The organism is Streptomyces sp. NPDC053755, from assembly GCF_040677675.1.
Taxonomy (GTDB): domain Bacteria; phylum Actinomycetota; class Actinomycetes; order Streptomycetales; family Streptomycetaceae; genus Streptomyces.
On sequence record NZ_JBFASK010000030.1, the window covers coordinates 59,589 to 82,871 of the forward strand.

General features: G+C 72.4%; 18 protein-coding genes and 1 pseudogene. 11 read left to right on the forward strand and 8 right to left on the reverse strand.

Annotated features, from left to right (window positions below; translation table 11 throughout):
- The first annotated feature begins 347 nt into the window (after window positions 1-347).
- Complete coding sequence (gene uvrA, locus AB0K65_RS25230; RefSeq protein ID WP_365720214.1) at window positions 348-2,819, forward strand: excinuclease ABC subunit UvrA; 2,472 nt, start codon at window positions 348-350, stop codon at window positions 2,817-2,819.
- A gap of 654 nt (window positions 2,820-3,473) precedes the next feature.
- On the opposite strand, the gene AB0K65_RS25235 is transcribed toward uvrA, so the two are convergent.
- The 4 genes from AB0K65_RS25235 to AB0K65_RS25250 all read right to left on the reverse strand — a co-directional run bounded on the left by AB0K65_RS25235 (window position 3,474) and on the right by AB0K65_RS25250 (window position 4,821).
- Window positions 3,474-3,686: a DUF4287 domain-containing protein gene (locus AB0K65_RS25235; RefSeq protein WP_365720216.1), complete on the reverse strand. Its 213-nt coding sequence runs from the start codon at window positions 3,684-3,686 to the stop codon at window positions 3,474-3,476.
- An 83-nt stretch (window positions 3,687-3,769) separates the two neighbouring features.
- A complete protein-coding gene (locus AB0K65_RS25240) occupies window positions 3,770-4,441 on the reverse strand; it encodes a DUF998 domain-containing protein (RefSeq protein WP_365720218.1) in 672 nt (223 codons plus the stop codon).
- 45 nt (window positions 4,442-4,486) lie between these two features.
- Window positions 4,487-4,651 (reverse strand): hypothetical protein, encoded by a 165-nt coding sequence (locus AB0K65_RS25245; protein WP_365720220.1) that lies wholly within the window; start codon window positions 4,649-4,651, stop codon window positions 4,487-4,489.
- Window positions 4,648-4,821 carry a hypothetical protein gene (locus tag AB0K65_RS25250; RefSeq protein WP_365720222.1) on the reverse strand — a complete coding sequence of 58 codons (174 nt, stop codon included), beginning with the start codon at window positions 4,819-4,821 and terminating at the stop codon, window positions 4,648-4,650. The genes AB0K65_RS25245 and AB0K65_RS25250 overlap by 4 nt, the downstream gene beginning before the upstream one ends.
- A gap of 338 nt (window positions 4,822-5,159) precedes the next feature.
- Between AB0K65_RS25250 and AB0K65_RS25255 the strand changes: the two genes are divergently transcribed.
- From AB0K65_RS25255 to AB0K65_RS25265, 3 genes are all read left to right on the forward strand, one after another.
- The gene (locus AB0K65_RS25255; RefSeq protein WP_365720224.1) at window positions 5,160-5,807 is read left to right on the forward strand and encodes a winged helix-turn-helix transcriptional regulator; all 648 of its coding nucleotides are present in this window, start codon (window positions 5,160-5,162) and stop codon (window positions 5,805-5,807) included.
- Window positions 5,807-6,670: an alpha/beta hydrolase gene (locus AB0K65_RS25260; RefSeq protein ID WP_365720226.1), complete on the forward strand. Its 864-nt coding sequence runs from the start codon at window positions 5,807-5,809 to the stop codon at window positions 6,668-6,670. Before AB0K65_RS25255 ends, AB0K65_RS25260 begins: the two co-directional genes overlap by 1 nt.
- 781 nt (window positions 6,671-7,451) lie before the next feature.
- Window positions 7,452-8,948: a cryptochrome/photolyase family protein gene (locus tag AB0K65_RS25265; RefSeq protein ID WP_365720228.1), complete on the forward strand. Its 1,497-nt coding sequence runs from the start codon at window positions 7,452-7,454 to the stop codon at window positions 8,946-8,948.
- A gap of 102 nt (window positions 8,949-9,050) precedes the next feature.
- Here the strand turns inward: AB0K65_RS25265 and AB0K65_RS25270 are convergent, their stop codons facing one another.
- The 4 genes from AB0K65_RS25270 to AB0K65_RS25285 all read right to left on the reverse strand — a co-directional run bounded on the left by AB0K65_RS25270 (window position 9,051) and on the right by AB0K65_RS25285 (window position 13,447).
- Window positions 9,051-9,740 (reverse strand): pyridoxamine 5'-phosphate oxidase family protein, encoded by a 690-nt coding sequence (locus AB0K65_RS25270; RefSeq protein ID WP_365720230.1) that lies wholly within the window; start codon window positions 9,738-9,740, stop codon window positions 9,051-9,053.
- A 9-nt stretch (window positions 9,741-9,749) separates the two neighbouring features.
- A complete protein-coding gene (locus AB0K65_RS25275) occupies window positions 9,750-10,304 on the reverse strand; it encodes an HPP family protein (protein WP_365720232.1) in 555 nt (184 codons plus the stop codon).
- Between the two features lie 138 nt (window positions 10,305-10,442).
- On the reverse strand, window positions 10,443-11,804 hold the full coding sequence (locus tag AB0K65_RS25280) for a hypothetical protein (RefSeq protein WP_365720234.1): 1,362 nt from the start codon (window positions 11,802-11,804) through the stop codon (window positions 10,443-10,445).
- Window positions 11,805-12,814: 1,010 nt separating this feature from the next.
- Complete coding sequence (locus AB0K65_RS25285; protein ID WP_365720236.1) at window positions 12,815-13,447, reverse strand: CGNR zinc finger domain-containing protein; 633 nt, start codon at window positions 13,445-13,447, stop codon at window positions 12,815-12,817.
- A 278-nt stretch (window positions 13,448-13,725) separates the two neighbouring features.
- On the opposite strand from AB0K65_RS25285, the pseudogene AB0K65_RS25290 reads away from it, so the two are divergent.
- The 7 genes and pseudogenes from AB0K65_RS25290 to AB0K65_RS25320 all read left to right on the forward strand — a co-directional run.
- Window positions 13,726-13,911: pseudogene (locus AB0K65_RS25290) on the forward strand (LysR family transcriptional regulator); the annotation flags it as partial.
- A gap of 48 nt (window positions 13,912-13,959) precedes the next feature.
- A complete protein-coding gene (locus AB0K65_RS25295; protein ID WP_365720251.1) occupies window positions 13,960-14,706 on the forward strand; it encodes a substrate-binding domain-containing protein in 747 nt (248 codons plus the stop codon).
- Between the two features lie 1,591 nt (window positions 14,707-16,297).
- A complete protein-coding gene (locus AB0K65_RS25300) occupies window positions 16,298-16,714 on the forward strand; it encodes a cupin domain-containing protein (protein WP_365720238.1) in 417 nt (138 codons plus the stop codon).
- Between the two features lie 98 nt (window positions 16,715-16,812).
- Entirely contained in the window at window positions 16,813-17,286 is a 474-nt protein-coding gene (locus AB0K65_RS25305) for a cobalamin-dependent protein (RefSeq protein WP_365720240.1), read from the forward strand.
- Between the two features lie 110 nt (window positions 17,287-17,396).
- Window positions 17,397-18,698, forward strand: a complete 1,302-nt coding sequence (locus AB0K65_RS25310; RefSeq protein WP_365720242.1) for a methylaspartate mutase — start codon at window positions 17,397-17,399, stop codon at window positions 18,696-18,698.
- A 577-nt stretch (window positions 18,699-19,275) separates the two neighbouring features.
- The gene (locus AB0K65_RS25315) at window positions 19,276-21,270 is read left to right on the forward strand and encodes an FAD/NAD(P)-binding protein (RefSeq protein WP_365720244.1); all 1,995 of its coding nucleotides are present in this window, start codon (window positions 19,276-19,278) and stop codon (window positions 21,268-21,270) included.
- Window positions 21,267-23,075, forward strand: coding sequence for an AMP-binding protein (locus AB0K65_RS25320; protein ID WP_365720246.1), 1,809 nt, complete (start codon window positions 21,267-21,269; stop codon window positions 23,073-23,075). Before AB0K65_RS25315 ends, AB0K65_RS25320 begins: the two co-directional genes overlap by 4 nt.
- The last annotated feature ends 208 nt before the right edge of the window (window positions 23,076-23,283 follow it).

A 23,283-nucleotide genomic window follows, 5' to 3' on the forward strand; every position in this document is an offset into this window, starting at 1 on the left:
CCTGGATGACGTCGAACGTCACGGCCTGGCCCTCCTGAAGTTCAGTCGATGAACGCCGCCCACACAGCGTGGGGAGGCGGGTGGCCCAACGATGCGCCGCCGCGGTCGGCGATCGGTCGGGCCCGCCCCCCGGAACCCGGGGAGCGCCGGCCGTGCGGGCGCCGGGACGTGCGTGCAGGAACCTGCCCCACCACCGGGCCACACGGTTCCGTGCGCCATCACGAGCAGCGGCTCGGCGCCCCCGGTCGGCACCTCCGCGGTGAAGCACTCTCGAACGTTCCCTGGGAGCGGAGCCCGGTGACGGCGCCTATCGCGCGGTTCGCGGCGCGATCAGGTAATCAGGAACGGTGAACGACAATGCGACCGACCCCTTCGTGCATGTTCGGGGCGCCGGTGAGAACAACCTGCGGAACATCGATGTCGACGTTCCGCGGGACGCCCTGGTGGCCTTCACCGGCGTCTCCGGTTCGGGAAAGTCCTCGCTCGCGTTCGGCACGCTCTACGCGGAGGCCCAGCGGCGCTACTTCGAGTCCGTGGCACCGTACGCCCGAAGGCTGTTGCAACAGGTCGGCGCACCGCACGTGCAGGAGATCACCGGACTGCCGCCGGCCGTGGCCCTGCAGCAGCGGCGTGGGTCGCCCAGCTCGCGCTCGACGGTCGGAACCCTCACCACGCTCTCGAATCTGCTGCGCATGCTGTACTCCCGCGCCGGCACCTATCCGCCGCGGGCCGCACGGCTGGAAGCCGAGTCGTTCTCACCCAACACCGCGGCCGGCGCCTGCCCGGAGTGCCACGGACTGGGCGTCGTGCACGACGTCGCCGAGGACCTGCTCGTCCCGGATCCCTCGCTGAGCATCCGCGAGGGGGCGATCGCCGCCTGGCCGGGCGCCTGGCAGGGCGCCAACCTGCGCAGCGTCGTGAGCGGCCTGGGAATCGACATCGACCGGCCGTGGCGCAGGCTCAGGAAGAAGGACCGGGACTGGCTGCTGTACACGGACGAGCAGCCCTCCGTGTACATCGAGCCGGAGGAGGACCGCGTCGACTACGGCTACCAGGGCAAGTTCTGGAGCGCCCGCAAGCACGTCATGCACGTCCTCGCCGACTCCAAGAGCGAGAAGATGCGCGAACGGGCGCTCCGGTTCGTCAGGAGTGTGCCCTGCCCCGCGTGCCACGGCAGCGGACTGCGGCCCGAGGCGCTCGCCGTGACCTTCGCCGGACGTTCCATCGCCGAGATCAACGCGATGCCGCTCACCGAGGTCGTGGCGCTGCTGCGGCCCGTCGCGGGGCGGTCCGAGGCCGACGCCACCACGTCGACCGCTCGCTCCGGGGAGACGACCGAGGTCGCGGTCCGGATCTGCGGCGATCTGGTCGCGCGGGTCGACGTACTGCTCGACCTGGGCCTCGGCTACCTCAGCCTCGGGCGCCGCTCGACGACCCTGTCGCCGGGCGAGGCGCAACGCCTGCGGATCGCCACCCAGCTGCGCTCGGGGCTGTTCGGCGTCGTCTACGTCCTCGACGAACCCTCCGCGGGCCTGCACCCGGCTGACGCGGAACCGCTGCTGGACGTGCTGGACCGCCTCAAGGCGGCGGGCAACTCGCTGTTCGTCGTGGAACACGACATGGACGTGGTACGACGGGCGGACTGGGTGGTCGACATCGGTCCCGGCGCGGGCGAGGGCGGCGGACGCGTGCTGTACAGCGGCCCGGTCGCCGGTCTTGAGCGGGTCGGGGAGTCGGCCACGGGCCAGTACCTGTTCGGGCGCGCCCAGCCGCTCGATCACCGACCGCGCACACCGCACGGCTGGCTGCACCTGAGTGGCGTCTCCCGCCACAATCTGCACGACGTGTCCGTCGACGTACCGCTCTGCGTACTGACGGCGGTGACGGGCGTGTCCGGTTCCGGAAAGTCGACGCTGGTGACGCAGGTGCTCGCCGAGGTCGTCCGCGGCCACCTCGGACTCGTGCCCGAGGAGGAGCCCGACGAGGCGCGGCTGGAGGTCGATGTCCAGGACGCGTCGGGGGTCGAGTCGTTCGACCGGCTGGTCCGGGTCGACCAACGGCCCATCGGCCGAACTCCCCGGTCCAACCTGGCCACGTACACCGGGATGTTCGACGCGGTGCGCAAGCTCTACGCGGCGACGGACGAGGCCAGGGCGCGCGGCTACTCGGCCGGGCGGTTCTCCTTCAACGTGCCCGAAGGACGGTGCGAGACCTGCCAGGGCGAAGGATTCGTGGCGGTGGAACTGCTGTTCCTGCCCGGCACTTACGCGCCGTGCCCGACCTGCCAGGGCGCTCGGTACAACGCCGAAACGCTGGAAGTCACCTACCGCGGCAAGAACATCGCGGACGTGCTTGCGCTGTCCGTCGACGCCGCCGCCGAGTTCCTGTCCGCCGTCCCCGCCGCCTCCCGCAGTCTGGAGACGCTGCGCGAGGTGGGGCTGGGGTACCTGCGGCTTGGCCAGCCCGCGACGGAACTCAGCGGCGGAGAGGCGCAACGCATCAAGCTGGCCACCGAACTGCAGCGAGCCCGCCGCGGGCACGCGCTCTACCTGCTCGACGAGCCGACGGCGGGGCTGCACCCCTCGGACATCGCGCTACTGCTGCGACAGCTGCACCGGCTCGTCGACGCCGGCAACACGGTCGTCCTCGTCGAGCACGACCTGGACACGATCGCCACCGCCGACTGGGTCATCGACCTCGGTCCGGGCGGCGGTGACGCGGGCGGACGGGTGGTCGCGGCGGGCCCGCCGGCCAAGGTGGCGAGGGACCGGCGCAGCGCCACCGCGCCCTATCTCGCGGCCCGGCTGGCGCGCTCCTGACGACAGCGCGAGCGGCTCCGTACCGGTCAGCCGGCTTCGGGGCGCGGGGTCGCGCGCGTCACCGTGCTGCGTTCCGGCCTGTGCTGGATATTGCCCTCGATGTGTCCCGTCGGGGCCCGATCCACGACGCGGTCGGCTACGTGGCGCATCGTGATCTTCACTTGGGCGTGCCGGCATTCGACGGCTGCGCGATGTACGGACGGCACCCGTACGGAGGCGTCCGCCCAGGCCGACCGCCGCGTGGTGTGAAGAACGGGCCCACCTCCACCCGTGGCCGTGCGGTCGAAGAGCTACCGGTACTCGACGAATCACCAGGTCGCCATTCGATCATCGGCACTCGCGCGCGATGATCGCAGGCAGAACCAGCAGGTCACCGAGTATCGGCGATATGCCCACCTGCCCCTGGGGGAGCTGGTAATGGACGCATCCGGGCTCCGAGGAACCCGCACAGCAGCCGAACCGAAGCGGAGGCAGTGCTCGTTGAGCAGTCCATGGGTCGGGACAAGGCGAACAAGCCGCGCGGGCCGAGGGATCCGCGTCCGGTGTTGCCTTGCCCGTTTCCGGCCCGCCCTGGACAGGAAAGGCAGTGCGGCCTCCCGTGGATGATTCTGCGAGAAGCCGCTGGTCTGTCCCCTGTACGGGATTACGTGCGGTTCACTGTCTGCTGTTCTCGGCGAGGGTGTGCGCGACGAGCGCGTTGGCGTGGCCGTGGCCCAGGCCGTGCTCGGTCTTGAGCCAGGAGACGAGTTCCATGTGCTTGGTCAGGGGTGAGGAGCGGATGGTGTCTTTCCACTCCGTGATCGGGCGGCCGTATTTCTTCTCGATCGAAGGGAAGTAGCTGGCAGGGCCCTGCACCGGTTCGGTCATGTCGCAGTGTCCCGTCTGTCGTTGTGTAGTGATCCTGGATGGTTGCTGTGCTTTCGCCTGCCCTGCAAGCCGCAGGGGCGTGCTTACTGCCGGAGTGTCGGCGCGGCGGTGAGAAGCCGGGCCGACACTGCGGTGAGCCAGAGCAGGCCGAGTCCCGCTCCGGCGGTGAAGGCCAGGACGGTGACGGAGGAGCCCGCGAATCCGGTGAGGACTCCCACCGGCACGAGGCGGCAGGCGAGGGCCCAGCCGCGGCGGCGGGCGGCGAAGTGCCGGGCGAGCACGAGGAACGCGGCGCACAGCGCGAGGTAGCCGACCGTGCCGCTGAGCATGTGGACGGTGCCGTGTGCGCTCAGTGAGGTGACCCGGTCCGCGGGGGCGCCGGCGGGGAACCCGGTCCCCGGGTCGGCATGGAAGACCCCGGCGAGCAGGAACGAGGCGCCGAACACCCCGAGCAGCCGGGGCGCCCAGGTGCCGCCGGGTGCATCGCCCAGTGCCCGGCGTATAGCGATCGCGCCGCCGATGACCAACAGGCCGGTAAGAAGGAAGGCAGTGACCTGGATCCAGCCGAGGGCACCGAGGCTGAGCTGGCTCAGAGCGTTGCGGGTGAAGTCGAACCCGTCCCGGGTCAGGCCCTGGGCCAGGCCCGCGGCGAGGAAGAGCGGGCCTGCTGCGATCCCGGCGGCCGGCAGGAGCCGTGGCGCCGGGCGGGCCGGGGCCACCTCGAGGGCGGCCGGCGGGTTGAGCGTCTGGGACATGCGGAGGTCTTTCCTGGTCGCGGGTGGACAGAACGGTCTGGCGGGTCAGCGGGGCTGGGAGGTGTAGTGGGGTTCGATGACGCCGTTGTCGAGGGCCCGCGTGGCCGCCAGGTGTATCGGGATCTGCTCGCCGTCGGCGAGGGTACGGCCGACCCCGGCGATGACGGGGGCGATCTGGAGGGAGAGGTCGTCCAGCGGGCCGCTACTCATAAGCCACTGGACGAGCGTGCTGCTGCCGCGACGTTGATGTTGCCGCCGGGCTGCTGCTTGAGGTCCCGGAGCCGGCCGACGATGTCGTCACCCGTGATCAGGCGGCTGCCCTGCCACTGACCGACCTCGGTGAGGGTGGAGGAGACGACGTACTTCGGCGCGGCGTTCAACCAGTCGGCAGTGGGTATCTGCTCGCTGGTGACGTGCGGGAAGAGCGAGCTTCACATCTCATAAGTACTGCGGCCCAGCAGGGCGGTGTCGGCATCGTCGAACTGCCGCGTCACCGCCTCGACCGCCTCACCTGTGGTGTAGGGCATGCCCCACTTTCTCCGGGCCTTCCACGACTCCGTCCAGCGAGACGAACCATCCGGCCACGATCTTGCGTCCTGCGGTCATGCGATCACTCCTCGTGAGAGTCCCTCTCGGACCTCGCGACATCCGAACGAGAAGTGAGCTTGTCTTTTGCAAGTGAACTTTGTCAACAGAACCTTGCATTACGATGTGCATCATGGCGACTCGCGAGTACGGACAGTTCTGCGGCCTGGCCCGCGCGATGGAGATGGTTGGCGAACGGTGGGCCATGCTGATCGTCCGCAACCTGCTCAACGGGCCCCAGCGGTATACGGACCTGCGCAACGGACTGCCCGCCATCCCCACCAACATCTTGTCGACCCGCCTCAAGCAGCTCGAAGAGGCGGGACTGGCGACCCGCCGGGCGTTGCCCCACCCCGCTCGCGGAGTCGTCTACGAACTCACCGACTACGGACGTGATCTCGAACCCGCGCTGATCGCGCTAGGTCGCTGGGGCGCCCGGACGATGACGGCGCCCCGCCCCGGCGAGGCCATCACCGCGGAGTCGGTGGCCATGTCCTTCCGCACCACCTACCGGTCCGAAGCGGCGCAGGGCGGCACCGTCGGCTTTGAAGTCCGCGTGGACGACTTCACCATCCGCCTGCAGGTCACCGATGGCGAACTGGCTGTCGGCATCGGCACGCACCCGGCCCCGGACCTCGTCATCGAAAGGCTTGCCGACAAGGCGATCATGGAACTGATGAGCGGCAGCAAGACCCCCGCCGAAGCGGTCTCCGAGGGCAGTGTGCGTCTGGAAGGAGATCCCGCTTTGCTCAGCCGGTTCGCGGAGATGTTCCGCTTCTGATGCACGCCACCGCACCACCCGCCCCGAAGGGGGACCGGGGAACCTGGTCCGAACGCACCGTGGAACGCGACGGCGTCCGTCTGTCCTGTCGCGACTGGGGCGGCTCGGGGTCGCCCGTCGTCCTGCTGCACGGCCTCGCCGGACACGCCGGCGAATGGGACGCCCTTGCCCGGGCCCTGAGTCCGGGCTACCGGGTCGTCGCCGTCGACCAGCGCGGCCACGGCGCCAGCGAACGCCGCCCGCACGAGGTGAGCCGCGCCGCCTACGTAGCCGACGTCGTCGCCGTCCTGGAACAGCTCGACTTGCACCGGCCCGTCCTGGCAGGTCAGTCGCTGGGCGGCCACACCGCCCTGCTCACCGCCGCGGCCCACCCCCACCTCGTGCACGCACTCGTCCTCGTCGAAGCCGGTCCCGGCGGCCCGAACCCAGACGTGCAGGCCGAGATCGGCGGATGGCTCGACGCCTGGCCGACACCGTTCCCGTCACGGGAGGCCGCCACCGAGTTCCTCGGCGGCGGCCCGGTCGGTGAGGGATGGGCCGCCGGGCTTGCGGAACGCGACGGCGGCTGGTGGCCGCGCTTCGACCGGGACGTCATGGTCGCCTCGCTGGCCGAGAACGCCCAGCGCTCCTTCTGGGACGAGTGGACCAAAATCACATGCCCGGTCCTCGCCGTCCTGGGCCAGTCCGGCATCATCCCTCCCCAGGAGTCCGAGGCCATGCTCCGCCGGCAGCCGGGGACAACAGCCATGAGCATCCCCGGTGCCGGGCACGACGTACACCTGGAACGCCCCGACGTCCTGCGGCATCTGCTCCAGGAGTTTCTCGGGGAGGTCACCTGGCATCCCACCCGTGGGCAGCCCTGACGGCCGAACCACCCGGCCTCGCCAGCTCGCGTGCGGTCCTGCCGAGGAAACGCCTGCTCGCAGTCTGGCTGTCGGGGCGCGCACTCCGCCTGTCAGCAAACGAACGAATGACGACAGGCATGGCGGGCGTCCAATGAACCCGGACTTTCCGGGACCTGATGGCGGCTCAGATTCAGTGAGATCCGATGGAGGATGACGACGGGGTTAGATGACAGCACGGGTCCAATGCGCCGACAGAGGCGAGGAATAGCGTGGTGCTCACGTACGCGCGGCCGGGCGACACCGTGCACATCTCCGAAATGTGGCGCCTGGTGCGCGGTACAGGACACATCCTCGATGTCCTCGACGTGCTGCACCGCGACCGTCTCGCCCTGCGCAACCACGACGGCGCGTTTCTCCGCGATGGACCTCACCGCCCGCCACCGTGCAGTAAGGCACAGGTCGGGACGGCAGAAACGTGCGGCGGCGTCAGAGTCGAGACGCCCCAGAGTGCAGCCTGACGGCTGTCCGCCCGGAGGCGCTCTGGGCTGGAGGGGCGAGGGCAAGCGGCATGTCGGACCGGTAGCCGGAGCCCGCGGCCCGGCCCGATGGCGGGTGCCGGATCGGCTCGGCAGCCGAGTCCGCTCACCGGATCACGGGGCGATCGGCGAAGGCGCATGTGGACGGCCCTGTCGCCCGCCCGCGTGGGAGGTCGCCTGGTTCACTGGGCGTCTGGGTCGATCGCGGGGACGGTTCGGTGCAGTACTCGCGTGCGACGGCCCCAAGGCAAGGGAGCGCGCTTGTGCACTGGCTCTTCGGTGATCAGCTGGGCCCGCACTTCTTGACGAGGGGTGCGGCAGGGCCCGCCGTCGACGAACCGCTGCTGATGATCGAGGCGCGGTCGGTGTTCCGGCGCAGGCGCTTCCACCGGGCCAAGGCGCACCTGGTGCTTTCCGCCATGCGCCACCGCGCGGCCGAGCTCGGTGACAGGGTCACCTACCTTCGCGCCGACACCTACCGTGAGGCACTGGCACGGGTGGCGACCGGCCCGTCCCTGACCGTCCATCACCCGACGTCATACGCCGCCCTCAGACTCGTACGATCCCTGCCCCAGGTGGAGATCGGCCCCGCGCGGGGATTCCTCGTCCCGATGGAGGATTTCGCCGCGTGGGCGGACGGCCAGGGCGGCGATCACCTGCGGCAGGAGACGTTCTACCGTTGGGTGAGGCGCGGACACGGCCTGCTGATGGACGGCGATGCCCCGGTCGGCGGCCACTGGAACTACGACCACGACAACCGCAGGCCCCCACCGAGAAAGGAAACCGCTCTCCCGGTTGGCGCCCCCTACCGTCCGCGTGAGGACGAGATCGACGAACAGGTACGCCACGACCTGGACCAGTGGGAGAAGAAGGGCGACGTGTCGTTCGTCGGCCGGGACGGTCCACGACTTTTTCCCGCGACCCGCACCGAGGCGCTGAGGGCCCTGAACCGCTTCATCGAGCACCGGCTCGCCGCCTTCGGGCCGTACGAGGACGCCATGCTCGCCGCCGACCCGGTCATGAGCCACAGCCTGCTCTCCTCCTCCCTCAACCTGGGCCTTCTGGACCCGGCCGAGTGTGTGGAGGCGGCGGAGGCCGCTTGGCGCGACGGGACAGCGCCCCTCAACAGTGTCGAGGGCTTCATCCGGCAGATCGCGGGATGGCGCGAGTACGTGTGGCAGGTGTACTGGCACTTCGGAGAGGACTACAGGCGATCCAACGTGCTCCGGCACAGCGCGCCGCTGCCGGAGTGGTGGAACGCCCTCGACGCCGACGACGTACGCGCGCGCTGCCTGCATACCGTGATGGCGCAGGTGCGAGACACCGGATGGACGCACCACATCCCGCGCCTGATGGTCCTGGGCAGTTACGCCCTGCAGCAGGGATGGGACCCTGCCGCGCTCACGGACTGGTTCCACCGTTGCTTCGTGGACGGCTACGACTGGGTCATGGTGCCCAACGTCGTCGGGATGTCCCAGTACGCCGACGGGGGTCGGATGACCACCAAGCCGTACACGTCCGGCGGCGCCTACGTGCATCGGATGAGTGATCTGTGTGGCCCTTGTGTCTATCGGCCGGGCGACAGAGTCGGAGAAACAGCCTGCCCTTACACACGGGGCTACTGGGCCTTCATCGACCGCCACCGCGCCCTTCTGGAGCACAACCACCGCATGCGCCAGCCCGTACGGGGCCTCGACCGTCTGCCCGACCTCACGGAACTGCGCCACGAGCAGCAGGCCGACGATGGCGGACCTCCCTGACCGCATGGCGACGGGCACCGGCCGACATGGGGTCGGTGGGTCGCCGGGCGCTCGGGGAGCGCGCGTGTCGGCTGCGTGATCTCCGGGGCGCGCCGGGCTCCTTCACCCCGCTTCGTCCGCCGTCATGCCCTGGATGGTGGGGTCGGCAACTCCGTGTTCGGCGAGGGCGCGGCGGAGGACGTCGTTGTCGTGCTCCAGGCGGTCGATACGGGTGCGGATGGGTTCCAGGGCTTGGTGGAGTTCGGCGAGGGTGTAGCGGGGGGTGATGTGCTGAGGGCAGTTCCAGTCGAAGGCTTCGATGGTGATGAGGACGAGGCGTTCGACGACGGGCGGACGGGTCTCCGTTTGGGTGGATGACTGGGTGAGCTGCTGGGTGAGGTGAGGGTGGGCGGCGGGGGGCTGGGTGGCGGCGTGGCCGATGATCTTGAGTCGGGATCGGGTGGTGTAGTCGGTAAGGATGAGGGCGACGCGGGGGTTGTCGTCGAGGTTGCCGTTGGTGATGTATTGGCGGTTCCCGCGGTAGTCGGCGTAGGCGAGGGTGGTCGGGTCCACGGGGTGGAGGAAGCCAGGGGGGCCGCCGCGGTGCTGGACATAAGGCCAGCCGTCGGTGTTGACGCTGGCCATGTAGAAGCTGTCGCGTTCCTGGATGAACTGCTGTTCGTCGGGGCCCAGTCGGTCGGGCTCGGGGCCCTGGGCATGTGCCATGCGTTGGTAGGCACGGGCGCTGCCGGCGGTGTTCTGGTGGTGCTGAACGGCGGACGTGAACAGGATCTGCGCGTAACGGCTGGTCATCGCGGTCGGTCACCACCAGTAGATCGGATAGCGGGGGGTACTGCGTTCCAGAGCGGAGCGGATGACTCCGGTGGCGGTGATGATAAGGGTGGCGAGGGCGAGCAGAGCGAGGAAGAGCCAGGTGGGGGGCTGGGTGACGACGACGATGACAGCAGTGGCGGCAGCGGGGGAATGCGGAGTGCGGGCGGCCATCATCGCGCCGAGGGCCAGGCCGCCGGCGAGCGCGGCGGCCCAGGTGGACGTGCCGACCACCGCGAGGGTGGCGAATCCGGTGAGGGCGGAGACGAGCTGGCCGCCGATGACGCTGCGGGGCTGAGCGAGGGGGAGGGCGGGGGCGCCGAATACGAGGGCGGCGCTGGCGGCGAGCGGAGGTACCAGCATGTGCTGGTCGAGGAGGACGCCGGTGGCGACGATCGCGGTGAGCGAGACGGCCGCGGCAAGGGTGGAGATCAGGATGACGCGTGGAGCGGGTCGGACGGGCGCCTTACTGGACAGCCGGCGGCCCGCGGTGGGGGCCGGGCTGCCGGCCGGTGTGGGGGCCGCGTGGGCCGCGGTGTCGGTCATGTGTACTCCGGGTGTGGTTGGGCTGGCTGGTGCCGGTGTTGTGTGGTGTCGGGTGGGGGGTGTGCCGGGGGTGGTCCGGCACACCGGTGTGTGGTTGGGGTTGTGGGTGTGTGGTTGTGGGGGGTGTGGTTGTGGGGGTTAGAAGCGGGTGGTGGTTTTGGTGGCTACGTTGTAGCCGAGGGTGAGGGCGGTGGTGTTGTCCCAGTCGAGGTGGACGCCGATGTACTTGCGGCTGTCGGCTTTTTCCTGGGCGGCGGCGGTGAGGGAGGTGAAGGTGCGGGTGATGCCCTTGGCGTAGGGGTCGTCGGTGCCGGCGGTGAAGGTGAGGTCGTCGCGGCCGAAGTGGTTTTTCAGTGCGCCGGCCCAGGCGGCGGCGATGCCGGAGTGGCCGGAGACGTAGGTGGGGAAGTTGGGGCTGAAGCTGTTGCCGGTGGTGTCTTTTTCGAGGGGCTGCCAGGTGGGGTCGGCGGTGAGGTCGGGGTTGGGGACCTGGTCGGCGTGGTTGATGGCGTGCTGGGGGCGCCAGAGGTCCCAGTCGGTGTTGAACTTGGAGTCCCAGATGGCGATGGCGGCGTCGGCGAGGGAGACGGACATCTTGGTGAAGAGTTTGGCGGAGTCGTAGGACTGGCCGTAGGGGCGGTACTTCTTGTAGATGGCGATGGTGTGGTCGTACTGCTGGCCGACGGGCTTGTAGGTGCCGTCGACGTCGTTGGCCCAGTAGTGGGCGATCTGGGTCTGTTCGGGGGTGCGCTGGGTGGAGTTCTTGCCGCCGATGGCCTTGATCTCGTTGACCTGGGCGGCGTATTGGGGGCTCTTGAGCATGTCTTGGGGGGTGGTGAAGCCGGCGGGCTTGGCGGGGCGGAGTTCGGATCCGCTGGTCAGGGCGAAGGGCTTGACGTTGCCCCAGTTGGGGGCGCCGACGGGCTTGCCGGGGGCGGGTATCCAGTGGCCGGGGCCGGTGGTGGGGGTGTAGGGGGTGGTGTCGGTGGAGCCGTCGCCGGTGCGGTGGGCGATGATCGCCTGGGCGGTCTTGGTGCCGAGCTGCTGGCCGTACTGGCGGTCGGCGGGGGTGCCGCGGTCGGGCAGGGCGCGGGCGTTGTTGTATGCGGTGGTGAAGTCGACGGAGGGGAAGGCGTTCTTCAGCGCGGTGTAGGCGGCGTGGTCGACGGCGGAGTCGAGGGCTCCGTACTTGCCGGCGGCGGTGGTGTCCTTGGTGAGGTAGGGCTTGCCGATGGTGTTGATGGAGTTGACGGCGTCGTAGATGGCGATGTTCATCATCGCTCCGCCGCGGGTGAGGGGGCCCGGGGTGCCGCCGACCTTGCGGAAGGCGTCGAGGATGGCGTTGTTCCAGTACAGGACGCGGTCGGGGGTGGAGCGGGCGTCGGGGGTGTCGGTGTCCAGGGAGGCGGCGCCGGCGGGGGTGGTGGCAAGGGCGGCGGCCAGGACGAGGCCGGCGGCGGCGGTCTTGGCCAGGCGGCGGCTGGGGCGTGTGGAGTGCATCAAGGGTCCTTGTCTGTGGGACGGCGGGCCGCCCCCCTCTTGCGCGCGGTGTTCCTCCCGGGGGTGTGCCGGGGGTGTCGGTCGCGCGTCCCGGGCGCTGTGGGCGGGTGCCGGGTGGGCCGGGCGGGGCGGGGGCCGGCGGCTGGTTGGCCGGCCGGCCCGGTGGTGATGACGTTAGGGCCGGGCGGGGCTTGTTCCTGATCACGTCTCAGATGGCTGATATACGGGAATCCGATACCGGCACGTCAGCCGGTTGTAATGGGTGTGTGGGGATGAACCGTTAGAGCCTGGGGGGTGTGGGGGGTGGAGGCGGGGTGGCCGGCGGGGGAGGGGCGGGCGGGTGCGGGGCGGTGCCGTCGTGCACGGGTGAGGCACTCGCGCGCCGCCCGGTCCCGCCGCCGGGTGTGTGCCGGGCCGTCGTCGGCGGTGGCCGGGCCGTGGCCGGCGGTGGCCGGGCCGTGGCCGGCGGTGGCGGCCGGCGGCTGTGTCTCCTTCCGGGGGCGGGGCCCGGGGATCCGGTCATCGCCGTGGGCGGGGCCCGGGCGAACCGGCAAGCCCCTCGGCCCCCGTGGATCGGCGCTCTCGGCCCCGCCCCCGTGCCTCGGGTGGTGGGCCGGGGCTGGGCGGTTCGGCGCTCTCGGCCCCGGGCCGTGGGCCTTGGGCGGTGGCCGTGCCGGGGGGCGTGAGGGTGTGTGGTGGCCGGGCGGGCGGGGGGTGTCGTGGGCGCGGTGGCCGGGCAGGGAGGGGGGTGTCGTGGGGAGGGTGGCCGCGGCGGCCTGGGCGGGGCGGCCTGGGCGGGGCGGCCTGGGCGGGGGGTGGCTGGGGTGGGGGGCGGCCGGTGCTGGTGGCGTGCCGGCCCTGGGGGGTGGGTGGGCCGGCCCTGGGGGTGGCCGGTGGGTGGGCGGGTGGGCCTGGCGGGCGGGCGGGTAGGGGTGCGGCTGGTGTCGCGGGGCCGGGTGCAGGGGTGTGGGGGTGGGGGTCAGGGGTGTGCAGGGGTGTGGGGGTGGGGGTCAGGGGTGTGCGGGGGGTGGGGTGGGGTTGCGGTGGCGGTTGTAGTGGCGGGCGGCGCGGGCGCGGTTGCCGCAGCCGGGTGAGCACCATTCACGGCGGGGCGGGGTGCGTTCGAAGTACAGGACGCAGCCGGGGGCGAGGCAGGGTTTGACGGTGAGGGTGGGGGAGGTGATCAGGCGGACGGTTTCGTGGGCGAGTTCGGCCTGGCATTCCAGCAGCGGCCCGCACGCGCCGGTGGGGACGGCGTGGGGCCGGCCGTCGTTCTCCCAGACCAGGACGGGCCAGGAACGGCCCAGGCCGCCGGCCCGGTTGACCTGGGCGATGTCCCGCGGGTCGGGGGCCTGGCCGAGGGTCTGGGCCTCGATCAGGCGGCGGGCGGCGTCGCGTAGCTGCTGGAAGCACATCACGTCCGAGGGCCCGATCCGGGCCAGGTGTTCCTCGCTGAGCACGGTCGCGAACCGTTCGCGACACGCCCACAGCCACCATGCCAGTTCCCGGGTGCCGGCCAGCCCGTCGCGCAGGCAGCCGCGTACGGCGTAGTGGGTGTTGACGAACTCCAGGGCCAGCGGCTCGCCCAGCAGCGGCGGTCCTTCGGCGGGCGGGTGAGGGGCGAGGGGAGCGTGGGGGGACATCCAGGTTCCTTCGACGTCGTTGATGCGGGGACGACTTGCCGATCGACGCGACGGCATGCCAGGATCCCATGACTAACGGGGGTATCCGCAGCGATGCGTTAGGGCAGCGCTTAGCGGCAGGGTACGGCGTGCTGGTGCTCGGGGGCGAGTGGCAGGAGAACCGGCACGGCCCGGAGGAGCGTTCTCGCAGAACAGACCGGCGAACTGCGCCCAGGGCGGCTGCATCAGCCGCCCGCGGCGCGTTTTGGACGCAAGATCTCTCACTCTTGGGGACAGCAATGGTATTGGATCTCGCATTTAACCACCTGCGGACATTCAGAGAAGTCGCCCAGCAGGGCAACGTCTCGAAAGCGGCCCGTAACCTCGGATATGCCCAGTCGAGCGTCACGAGCCACATCAAAGCACTGGAAACGAAACTCGGTTACCCATTGTTCCGCCGGCTTCCGCACGGCGTCCGTCTCACCCCGCACGGTGAGATCGTCAAAGAATACACCGAACGTATTTTCCAGACCGTGAACGAACTGTCCGGGGCGCTGCACCCGGGCGCCGAGGCCGAGGGCCGGGTACCGCTGGGGGCGGACCCGCTGCTCATGGAACAGCGCGTGGGCCACCTCATCCGCGAAACCCGCTACCGCTACCCCAAAGTGCAGGTCTCCCCGCGCGCCACCAGCGTCCTGAACGTCGCCGAGGCCGTCCTGCGCGGCGAACTGCCCCTGGCGCTGGTGGCGCTGGAGGAAGGCGCGCCGCCCCTGCCGGCGGAGGTGACCGCCGAGAAGCTGCCCTCCCTGCCGCTGGTACCGGTCGGCTCCCCTTCCCTGGCGGCCGCCGGCGACCTCGCCCGCGCCCTGCGCAGCGTCCGCGTGCTGACCATCAACGCCGAATGCACCTGCCACCTGCCGCTGCTCGCCGCCCTGCGCAGCCGCTACGGCATCGACGCACCGGTCATCGAGGCCGGCTCGGTCGGCGGCGTACGCGAACTGGCCCGCTCCGGCTACGGCGTGGCGATGCTGCCGCCCGAACCCTCCCTGGCCGCCCAGCACCTGGCCGTCATCCCGACCCTGCCCTCGTGCGAACTGGACGTACGGGTCCTCTACGCCCAGCCCGAACACCTCAGCCGCGCCGCCCGCTCGGTCCTGGAACTCATGCGCCGCCTGCCGTTACCCGCGGCCGGCACCGACCGCATCGCCGCCGTCACCTCCCTGAGCGTCCTCAACAGCCACCCGGCAGACGGCCGCCCACTGCGCCAGATCGCCTCATAACCACCCGGTCAGCGGCCGCCGCCCCACCCCGGCCACCGGGCCGGCCGCCGGGCAGCCGCGTCGGTCTGCAGGCCCGGGCCCGCGGGCAGCCGGCCGGACGGGCTCCCGGCCCTGCGGATGCCCGGACCGTCAGCCGCCCGGCCTCCCCGCCCCCCGGGCCTCCCAGGCGCCGCGCCTCCCGCACACCGGGGCACGGGGGCAGTCAGCCGGCCCGGCCGCGAAGAGCCGGGCCTGCGGGCCCCGCCCCCCACCGGCCGCCCGGCCGGGGCCCTTTGGGCTGTCCCGGGCTGCCAGGTCCGGGGGGTGCCCGGGGCGGCCGGCTGCCTTCGGTACGCGGGCGACTGCCGGCCCTGGGCCGGGGCTGTCGAAGCACCCGGCACCCGGGCCGCCGGCCTCCGGCACCCGGGCCTCCGGCACCCGGGCGGATCGGCTCCCTTCCGGCCCGGTCGGCCCGGTCGGCCCGGCCGCCGGACGGCTCGGCCGCGGCCCTTCAAGCTGGCCCTGCCTCCGGTTCCCGCCCTGCCGGCAGCCTGCGGCCCCGCCCCCCCCGGACCCCGGCCCCCCCGGACCCCGGCCCCCCGGACACCCCGCCCCCCGCCCCCTCGGACCCTCGGCCCCCGGGTCCGTGGCATCCCGGTGGTGGCCGCCGCCGCAGAGCCTTCAGTTGCCGACGTCGCGGGCGCGCCGGGGCAGCCGGCCTCCTGGACGGGGGGTTTCGTCTACCGCCTCGCGGGCGTGCCCGGGGCGACCGGTGTCCTGGCCGGGGGTTTCGTCCAGCGGGGCGGGGTGCCCTGCCCGCGGTCCAAGCTCCACGCGGTGGCCGGCCCGGGGCTGCCGGTGCGGGCCCTGCCACCCGTCCTTCGCCCTGCCGGTTGCCGGGCGGCCCGGGCGCCCGCACAGCCGCCCCTCTGCCGGATCCCCGGGGGCAGCCGGTCAACCAGCCGCCCGCGCAGGGGCCTTCGGTATCGGTGCGGCGGCTGCGCGTACCGCCTGCGGGCGGCGCCCCCCCGCGGCCGGCGCGCTCCCGCCGCGCTCGCCCCGCGACCGCGCCGCCGGCGTCCGGCGTCCGGCGTCCGGCACCGTACGGCGCGCCATCCCTGCCGGCCTTCCATCCCTGCCGGCGCGCCATCCCTGCCGGCCCTTCCATCCCTGCCGGCGTTCCACCGGTATGCCGCCTCTGCGGTACGGGGTCCGCCCGGAGCGCCCCCCCGCCCCGCCCCCGCCCTCCGGCGGGGGTGCGGGTGGCGGGCCGGGGCCGGGCCGTCCGGTAGGGCGGCGGGGGCCTGGCCGCCGGGCGCGTGGCGGGCCGGGACCGCCGCGGCCTGGCGGGGTGTGCGTCTTTGCCGGGCCGAATAGCGGGGCGGGAATCGCCGCTTCGGCAGGGCCGCCGGCCTTTTCGGTATCGCCGATTACCCCTCGCAGGGACGTGCTTTTCGCGCCGCCCGGCGAATAGTCTGTCAAGTCCCGCCGGGGGTCCATCTGTTACCCCGATATCTCCTATCGGAAACATTCGAATCGAATTGATTTGCTGCTCATAGCCTTTCAGTGCGGCCGGATTTCAGCCGTGTCGAAGGAGAGCGTGAGGGAGATCATGGATAACGTCCTCTACGTCCAGAACGTGTTCCGCAGCGGGTTCGACCTGAACGAGCTGGAGTGGACCACCTGGAGCGAGCCGGGCCGAGTCAGCGTGGAGCACGCCGTTCTGTGGGCCCCGGACCAGGAGAAGAACGAAGACTCCGTCGGTCTGCTGCTGCGCTTCCCGCCCGGTGCCCACGGTGACTTCCACGAGCACCTGGGCTACGAGCTGATGCTCGTACTTGACGGAGTACTCGACCACAGCGACGGCCCCTCCTACGTCAAGGGCGACCTGATCGTCGAGGGCCCCGGGACCGAGCACCAGATGTCCAGCCGTACCGGCTGCACCGTGCTGGCCATCCGTACCAGGCCGGCCGAGGCCCGGGTGCCGGGCAGGGAGATCCGCCCCGTCGGCGTGAGCGCCGCCGTGTGACCGGAAGGCGACGGGGCCGCGCGATGCCACGCCCTGACTGGCCGGCCCCGTCTCCTTCCTCTCCGCCCGTCCGCGTCCACGCCACCGGAAAGAACCCCATGTCTGTGCCCGCACCCTCCCCGACGGCCACGCCGGCCCGTTCCGGCTCCCGGCGCGTCCTGGTCTCCAGCGTCTCCTCCGACTCCCACACCTGGAACCTCGTCTTCCTCCAGCTGCTCCTGGAAGACCTCGGCCACCAGGTCACCAACATCGGCGCCTGCGTGCCCGACGAGCTGCTGATCGCCGAGTGCCGCCGTCTGCGGCCGGACATGGTCGTCGTCTCCAGCGTCAACGGACACGGGGCGCTGGACGGCAGCCGTCTCATCAGGCGCCTGCGGGAAGAGCCCGACCTCAGCGACCTGAAGGTCGTCATCGGAGGCAAGCTCGGCATCCGCGGCGCCGAGGGCGAGTCCCACAGCGCCGCGTTGATGGAGGCCGGTTTCGACGCCGTCTTCGAAGACGCCGCCGGTATCGCACCCTTCCGCCACTACCTGGCCGGCGCCGCCGTGCTCGAAGGGGCTGGTGCGCGGTGAACCCGCAGCCCGCCCTCCCCGTCCCGCCGCCGCGGTCCCCCGGCAGTACGCCGCGGCCCGCCGCCGGCGGCGGACCGTCCTCCGCTCTGGTTCCGCCTGCCGGCCCTGTGGTGCCGTCGTCCGCTGCGCCGCCCTCCGCGGGTGCGGCGCCGCTGGGTGCGTTCGCCTCAGCGGTGGGCCGGGCGCGCCAGGACGGTGTCCTGGTGGTCCAGCCCCGGATGGGCATGCCCACCGTTCAGGAGATGGGCCAAGGGCTCGCCGCGGTCCGCCAGGCCCGGGCCCGGGTGGTGGGCACCATCACCCTGGACAGCTACACCCGTGTGGGAGATCACGCCTCCGCCCGCCGCGCCCTGGCGGGCGGCGCCGACCTCAACGGCTTCCCGATCGTCGCCCACGGCCCGGCGGTGACACGGGAACTCCTGCGCACCTACGCGCCGCCCGGTGAGGGCTTCGCCGTCCAGGTCCGCCACGGCTCGGCCCGGCCCTACGACATCATCCAGACCCTCCTGGACGCGGGCCTGGACGCCACCGAAGGCGGCCCCGTCTCCTACTGCCTGCCCTACAGCCGTACCCCGCTGGCCGAGTCGGTCGACAACTGGGCCCGCAGCTGCGACCTGCTGGCCTCCCGCCCGGGAAGCCACCTGGAAAGCTTCGGCGGCTGCATGCTCGGCCAGCTGTGCCCCCCGAGCCTGCTGGTGGCCCTGTCGGTCCTGGAATGCGTCTTCTTCCGCCAGCGCGGACTGAACAGCGTCTCCCTCAGCTACGCCCAGCAGACCAGCCGCGCCCAGGACATCGAGGCCCTGCACGCGCTGCGGACGCTGGCCGGCGAACACCTCGACGGCATCGACTGGCACGTCGTCCTCTACAGCTACATGGGAGTCTTCCCGCGTACCGTGGAGGGCGCGCTGGAACTGCTGCGCGACAGTGCCCGGCTGGCCGCGGTCACCGGCACCGAGCGGATGATCGTCAAGACACCCGCCGAGGCCCACCGCATCCCCACGATCGCCGACAACATCACCGCCCTCCAGGAAGCCGCCCACGCCGCGCACACCGCGCCGCCGGCCGGCCGGCCCGACGGCGAGTACGGTGTCCTGGCCGAAGCCCGCGCCCTGGTGGAGGCCGTCCTGGAGCTGCATCCCGATGCCGGCCAGGCCCTGGTGAAGGCGTTCGCCCGCGGTGTCCTGGACGTGCCGTACTGCCTGCACGCCGACAACGCCCAGCGGGCCCGCAGCTTCATCGACGCCCGCGGCAGCCTGCAGTGGCTGCGGGCCGGCGCCATGCCCGTCACCGCCGCCCGTAACGCGGGCGGCCCCTCGAGCCTGCGCGCGGAGGACCTGCTCCACATGCTCGGCCACGTCCAGAACACCTACGACCAGGCCGCCCTGACCACCACCACCGCCCCCGCACTCTGACCCCCACCCACCCAGCCCCCGGTGAAGCACCGCCGCACACCCCACGCCCGCCGACGCACCAGCCCGCCCCCGCCCGGCCCGAGCCCCACGCTGCGCACCCGCGCCACGTCAGCCCGCGCGCCAGGCCGCCGGCCGGCCGCCCCCCTTCGCGGGCACACCCCCGCGCACCGCGCCCGGCCCCCTCCAGGCCCGCGGAACGCCGCACGGCCCGCGCCGCCGGCCCCGGCATGCGGGGGTACGGCCCGGCCGGCCGCCTTCCCACGCCGCCCGCGCCCCACCCGCACCACCTGCCCGACCCGCACCACCTGCCCGACCCGCCGTACCCGTACGACCCGCACCACCCGTACGACCCGCACCACCCGTACCACCTGCGCGACCCGTACGACCCGTACGACCCGCCGTACCCGTACGACCCGTACGACCGGTCACGCCGTACGACCCGCACAACCCCTCGCCCCATTAGGCCTGCTTGTTGTGCCTGGTGTGACGTGACACCGCGGTGCTGCGCAGTGGCAGTGCCCGCCTGCCCGGTGCCGTGTGCCCGGCCCGTTCGAATCCGCGACCTCAAGGACTGCCTGTGCTCTCCAGCCCCGCCCCCCTCGACATCGCCGTCATCGGCAGCGGCCCCCGCGGCCTGTCCGTCCTCGAGCGCCTGGCCTGCCGCCTCGTCCAGGAGCGCCGGGACGAGCGCCGGGTGCGTATCCATCTCATCGACAACACCGAGATAGGTGCGGGCCGGGTCTGGCGCACCGACCAGGATCCGTGGTTCACGATGAACACCGTCGTCAGCCAGATCACGATGTACTCCGGCGACAGTGACGGCGGCCCGGCCCGGCCGGGCGCCGGCCCGTCGCTGGGCCAGTGGCTGGCGGCCACCGCCGCCCCGGGGCAGGTACCGCCCGGGCCCAACGACTACGCCACCCGCGCGCAGTACGGCCACTACCTCAAGGCCGTCTACCACTCCATCGTGGCGGCGCTGCCCGCGGGCGTGGAACTCATCGCCCGCAAGGCGGCCGTGACAGCCCTGCGCCCGCAGTCCGACGGCACCTTCCTGCTGGACCTGGACGGCGGCGCCGGAACGCTCGCGGTGGACCGGGTGGCGCTGACGACGGGACACCCGCGCAACGCCGCCGACTCCTTCGACGCCGCCATGGAACACTTCGCCGCCCGTCACCCCCAGGTGCACTACCTGCGCGGCGACTCGGCCGCGGACATGCCGCTGGGGGAGGAGACCATCCCCGCGGGCAGCACCGTCGCCATCCGCGGACTGGGCCTGTCCTTCTACGACGTGATGCTCTCGCTGACCGTGGGCCGCGGCGGGGTGTTCAAGGCGGCCGCCGACGGCACCTACGCGTACGTGCCCTCCGGCCGCGAGCCCCACATCGTGGCCGGCTCCCGCAGCGGGCTGCCGATCCCGGCGCGGGGCCGCAACCAGAAGCCGGCCGACCACAGCCACCGGCCGCTCTTCCTCACCTCCGCGGCCCTCACCGCCGCCCGTGCGGCCCGCGCGGCCACCACCGGCAGCAGCCAGCTCGACTTCGCCGAGGACGTCCTGCCCCTGCTGCTGTCGGAAGTGGCCTACGTCTACTACGCCACCGCCCACCGCACCCGCCCCACCACCACTGCCAGCGCCGGTGCCGGTGCCGGTGCCGGTGAGGGTGCCGCGGGGGAGGGTGAGGTGTTCGCCCGCGCGCTGGCCGACGCGCTGCACCGCGGGCACGACGTCAGCGGCCTGCTGCGCGAGGCGGGGCTGGGGGACCTGGAGCCGCTGGACCTCAAGCGCCTGGCCCGCCCCTTCGAGCAGGCCCGGTTCACCGGCCCCGACCACTTCCGCCGCGTCCTGCTCCAGGTCATGCGCCACGACCTCGACCAGGCCGCGCTCGGCAACTTCGACGGCCCCCTCAAGGCCGCCCTCGACGTCCTGCGCGACATCCGCAACACCGTCCGCGAAGCCGTCGACTTCGCCGGCCTGCTGCCCGCCTCCCACACCGGCGACTTCGAGCGGGGATTCCTGCCGATGAACGCCCTGCTGTCGGCCGGCCCGCCGCTGGAGAGGGTCGAGCAGCTCTACGCCCTGATCGCCCAGGGCGTCGTCGAGGTCGCCGGACCGGGCACCGTGTTCACCCCCGACCACGAGCGCGCGGCGTTCTCGGTGTCCTCCGCGCAGGTCGCCGGCTCCGGCCGCCTGGCCACCGTCCTCATCGACGCCCGCATCCCCACCCCCGACCTGCACCGCGACACCTCGGTGCTGACCCGCCAGCTCCTGAGCGAGGGCCTGGTGCGCTCCTTCACCATCCACGGCCCCGACAGCACCCACGAGACCGGCGGCCTGGACGTCACCCCGGCCCCCTTCCACGTCCGCGACACCCACGGCACCCCCCGGCCCGGCCTGTTCGCCCTCGGCATCCCCACCGAACACACCCGCTGGTTCACCCAGGTCGGCTCCAGCCGCCCCGGCACCGGCCGCACCCTGTTCTACCGGGACGCCGACGCCCTCGCCCTCGCCCTGCTCGACCCCACGACCGGCCCGCGGCCCCTCGCCACCGCCGGCCAGGCACGGAGCACCTCATGACCTACCCCCCGGCCACCACCACCGCCACCGGCCCGGCACCCGCCACCACGACCGGCCCGGCACCCGCCACCGCCGCCGCTACCGGCCCGGCCGCTCCTGCCGCCGCATCCCCTGCCCCGGCCGCTGCCGACTCGTCCGCCACCGCGGCCTTCCGCCACGCCCGCGACACACTCCTGGCACACCGCGAGGACCTCGACGCCGCCCACGCCGCTTTCCGCTGGCCGGAGTTGACCCAGTTCAACTGGGCGCTGGACTGGTTCGACGTCATCGCCCGCGACAACCCGCGCCCCGCCCTGCACCTGATCGGCCCCGGCGGCCCGCAGACCGACCGGATCCTCACCTACGCGCAGCTCGCCGCCCGCTCCGACCAGGTCGCCGCCTGGCTGCGCGAGCAGGGCGTACGCCGCGGCGAGGCGGTCTTGCTGGCCCTGTCCAACCGCGAAGCGGTCTGGGAGACGATGCTCGCCGCCATCAAACTCGGCGCCGTCGTCATCCCCACCTACACCACCGCCACCCCGGCCGAACTCGCCGACCGCATCACCCGCGGACAGGTCCGCCACGTGATCGCCGAAGCCGCCATCACCGGCCGCTTCACCCCGGCCGGACGGTGGACCGCCATCAGCGTCGGCGGCGCCGTCGAGGGCTGGCTCGACTACGACGACTCCCACCGCACCCCCGCCCGCTTCACGCCCGACGGCCCCACCGACGCCGACGCCCCGCTGTTCCGCTACTTCACCTCCGGCACCACCTCCGCGCCCAAGATGGTCGAACACACCCACACCAGCTACCCCGTCGGCCACCTGTCGGGCATGTACTGGAACGGCGTCACCCCCGGCGACCTCCACCTCAACATCTCCCTGCCGGGCTGGGCCAAGCACGCCTGGAGCTCGTTCTTCGTACCCTTCAACGCCGAGGCCACCGTCCTCGCCCTGCCCGCCCAGGACGCCACCGCACCGCGGATCCTCGACGTGCTGCGCACCCGCCGGCCCACCACGTTCTGCGCACCGCCCACCGTCTGGCGGGGCCTGCTGGCCGCCGGCCTGGGCTCCGCCCCGCCCGGGCTGCGCGAAGCGGTCTCGGCCGGCGAGCCGCTGGACGCCGAGCTGATCGAGACGGTACGCGAACGCTGGGGGATCGAACTGCGCGACGGTTTCGGCCAGACCGAGACCACCGCCCAGATCGGGACCACCCCCGGCGCCCGGGCCGTCCCCGGCCGCATGGGCCGCCCGCTGCCCGGCTACCGCGTCGTCCTGCTCGACCCCGACACCGGCCGGCCCGTGCCCGACGGCCGGCCCGGCGAGCTGTGCCTGGACCTGGCCGGCGACCGCCCGGCAGGAGTGATGCGCGGCTACAGCGGCGATCCGCAGCGCACCGCCCGCGCGTTCGCCGGCGGCCTGTACCGCACCGGCGACCTCGCCCTGCGCCACCAGGACGGCAGCCTGTCCTACCTCAGCCGCGCCGACGACATGTTCAAGTCCTTCGACCACCGCATCTCCCCGCTCGAACTGGAGCAGGTCCTGCTGCGCCAGCCGGCCGTCGCCGACGCCGCGGTGGTACCGGTGCCCGACCCGGTGGGCATGTGGGTGCCCAAGGCATACGTGGTGCCCGCCGCGGGCTTCGACCCCGGCCCGCTGACCGCCGAACTCCTTCTGGAGGCCGCCGACGCCGAACTGCCGCCGGAAAAACGGGTACGGGTGCTGGAATTCGCCCCCGCACTGCCCCGTACCGCCTCCGGCAAGGTACGCCGGGCCGCACTCAAGGAGCAGCGCCCCGGGCAGGAGTTCACCGCCGCACCCCCGGCCTGACCCGCGCGGAGGAACAAGGGCGGGCACCGGCCCCCGAAAGGCCGGTGCCCGCCCTCCCATGCCACCCGCCCCCTGCCACCGCCCGGCCGGCGGACCGGCGGGCTTGCCGTACGCGGATGGGTGGACCGGCGTGCGCGGACCGGTGGACGCGGACCGGCGGGCTTGCCGTACGCGGATGGGTGGACCGGCGTGCGCGGACCGGTGGACG

Bases quoted from the DNA above. Each gene is read 5' to 3' on its own strand.
- AB0K65_RS25270 (WP_365720230.1), bottom strand. From the start codon at position 9,740: ATGACCAGCCGTTACGCGCAGATCCTGTTCACGTCCGCCGTTCAGCAC.
- AB0K65_RS25285 (WP_365720236.1), bottom strand. From the start codon at position 13,447: ATGTCCCCCCACGCTCCCCTCGCCCCTCACCCGCCCGCCGAAGGACCG.
- AB0K65_RS25275 (WP_365720232.1), bottom strand. From the start codon at position 10,304: ATGACCGACACCGCGGCCCACGCGGCCCCCACACCGGCCGGCAGCCCG.
- AB0K65_RS25235 (WP_365720216.1), bottom strand. From the start codon at position 3,686: ATGACCGAACCGGTGCAGGGCCCTGCCAGCTACTTCCCTTCGATCGAG.
- AB0K65_RS25300 (WP_365720238.1), top strand. From the start codon at position 16,298: ATGGATAACGTCCTCTACGTCCAGAACGTGTTCCGCAGCGGGTTCGAC.
- AB0K65_RS25280 (WP_365720234.1), bottom strand. From the start codon at position 11,804: ATGCACTCCACACGCCCCAGCCGCCGCCTGGCCAAGACCGCCGCCGCC.
- AB0K65_RS25305 (WP_365720240.1), top strand. From the start codon at position 16,813: ATGTCTGTGCCCGCACCCTCCCCGACGGCCACGCCGGCCCGTTCCGGC.
- AB0K65_RS25255 (WP_365720224.1), top strand. From the start codon at position 5,160: ATGGCGACTCGCGAGTACGGACAGTTCTGCGGCCTGGCCCGCGCGATG.
- AB0K65_RS25245 (WP_365720220.1), bottom strand. From the start codon at position 4,651: ATGAGTAGCGGCCCGCTGGACGACCTCTCCCTCCAGATCGCCCCCGTC.
- AB0K65_RS25260 (WP_365720226.1), top strand. From the start codon at position 5,807: ATGCACGCCACCGCACCACCCGCCCCGAAGGGGGACCGGGGAACCTGG.
- AB0K65_RS25240 (WP_365720218.1), bottom strand. From the start codon at position 4,441: ATGTCCCAGACGCTCAACCCGCCGGCCGCCCTCGAGGTGGCCCCGGCC.
- AB0K65_RS25320 (WP_365720246.1), top strand. From the start codon at position 21,267: ATGACCTACCCCCCGGCCACCACCACCGCCACCGGCCCGGCACCCGCC.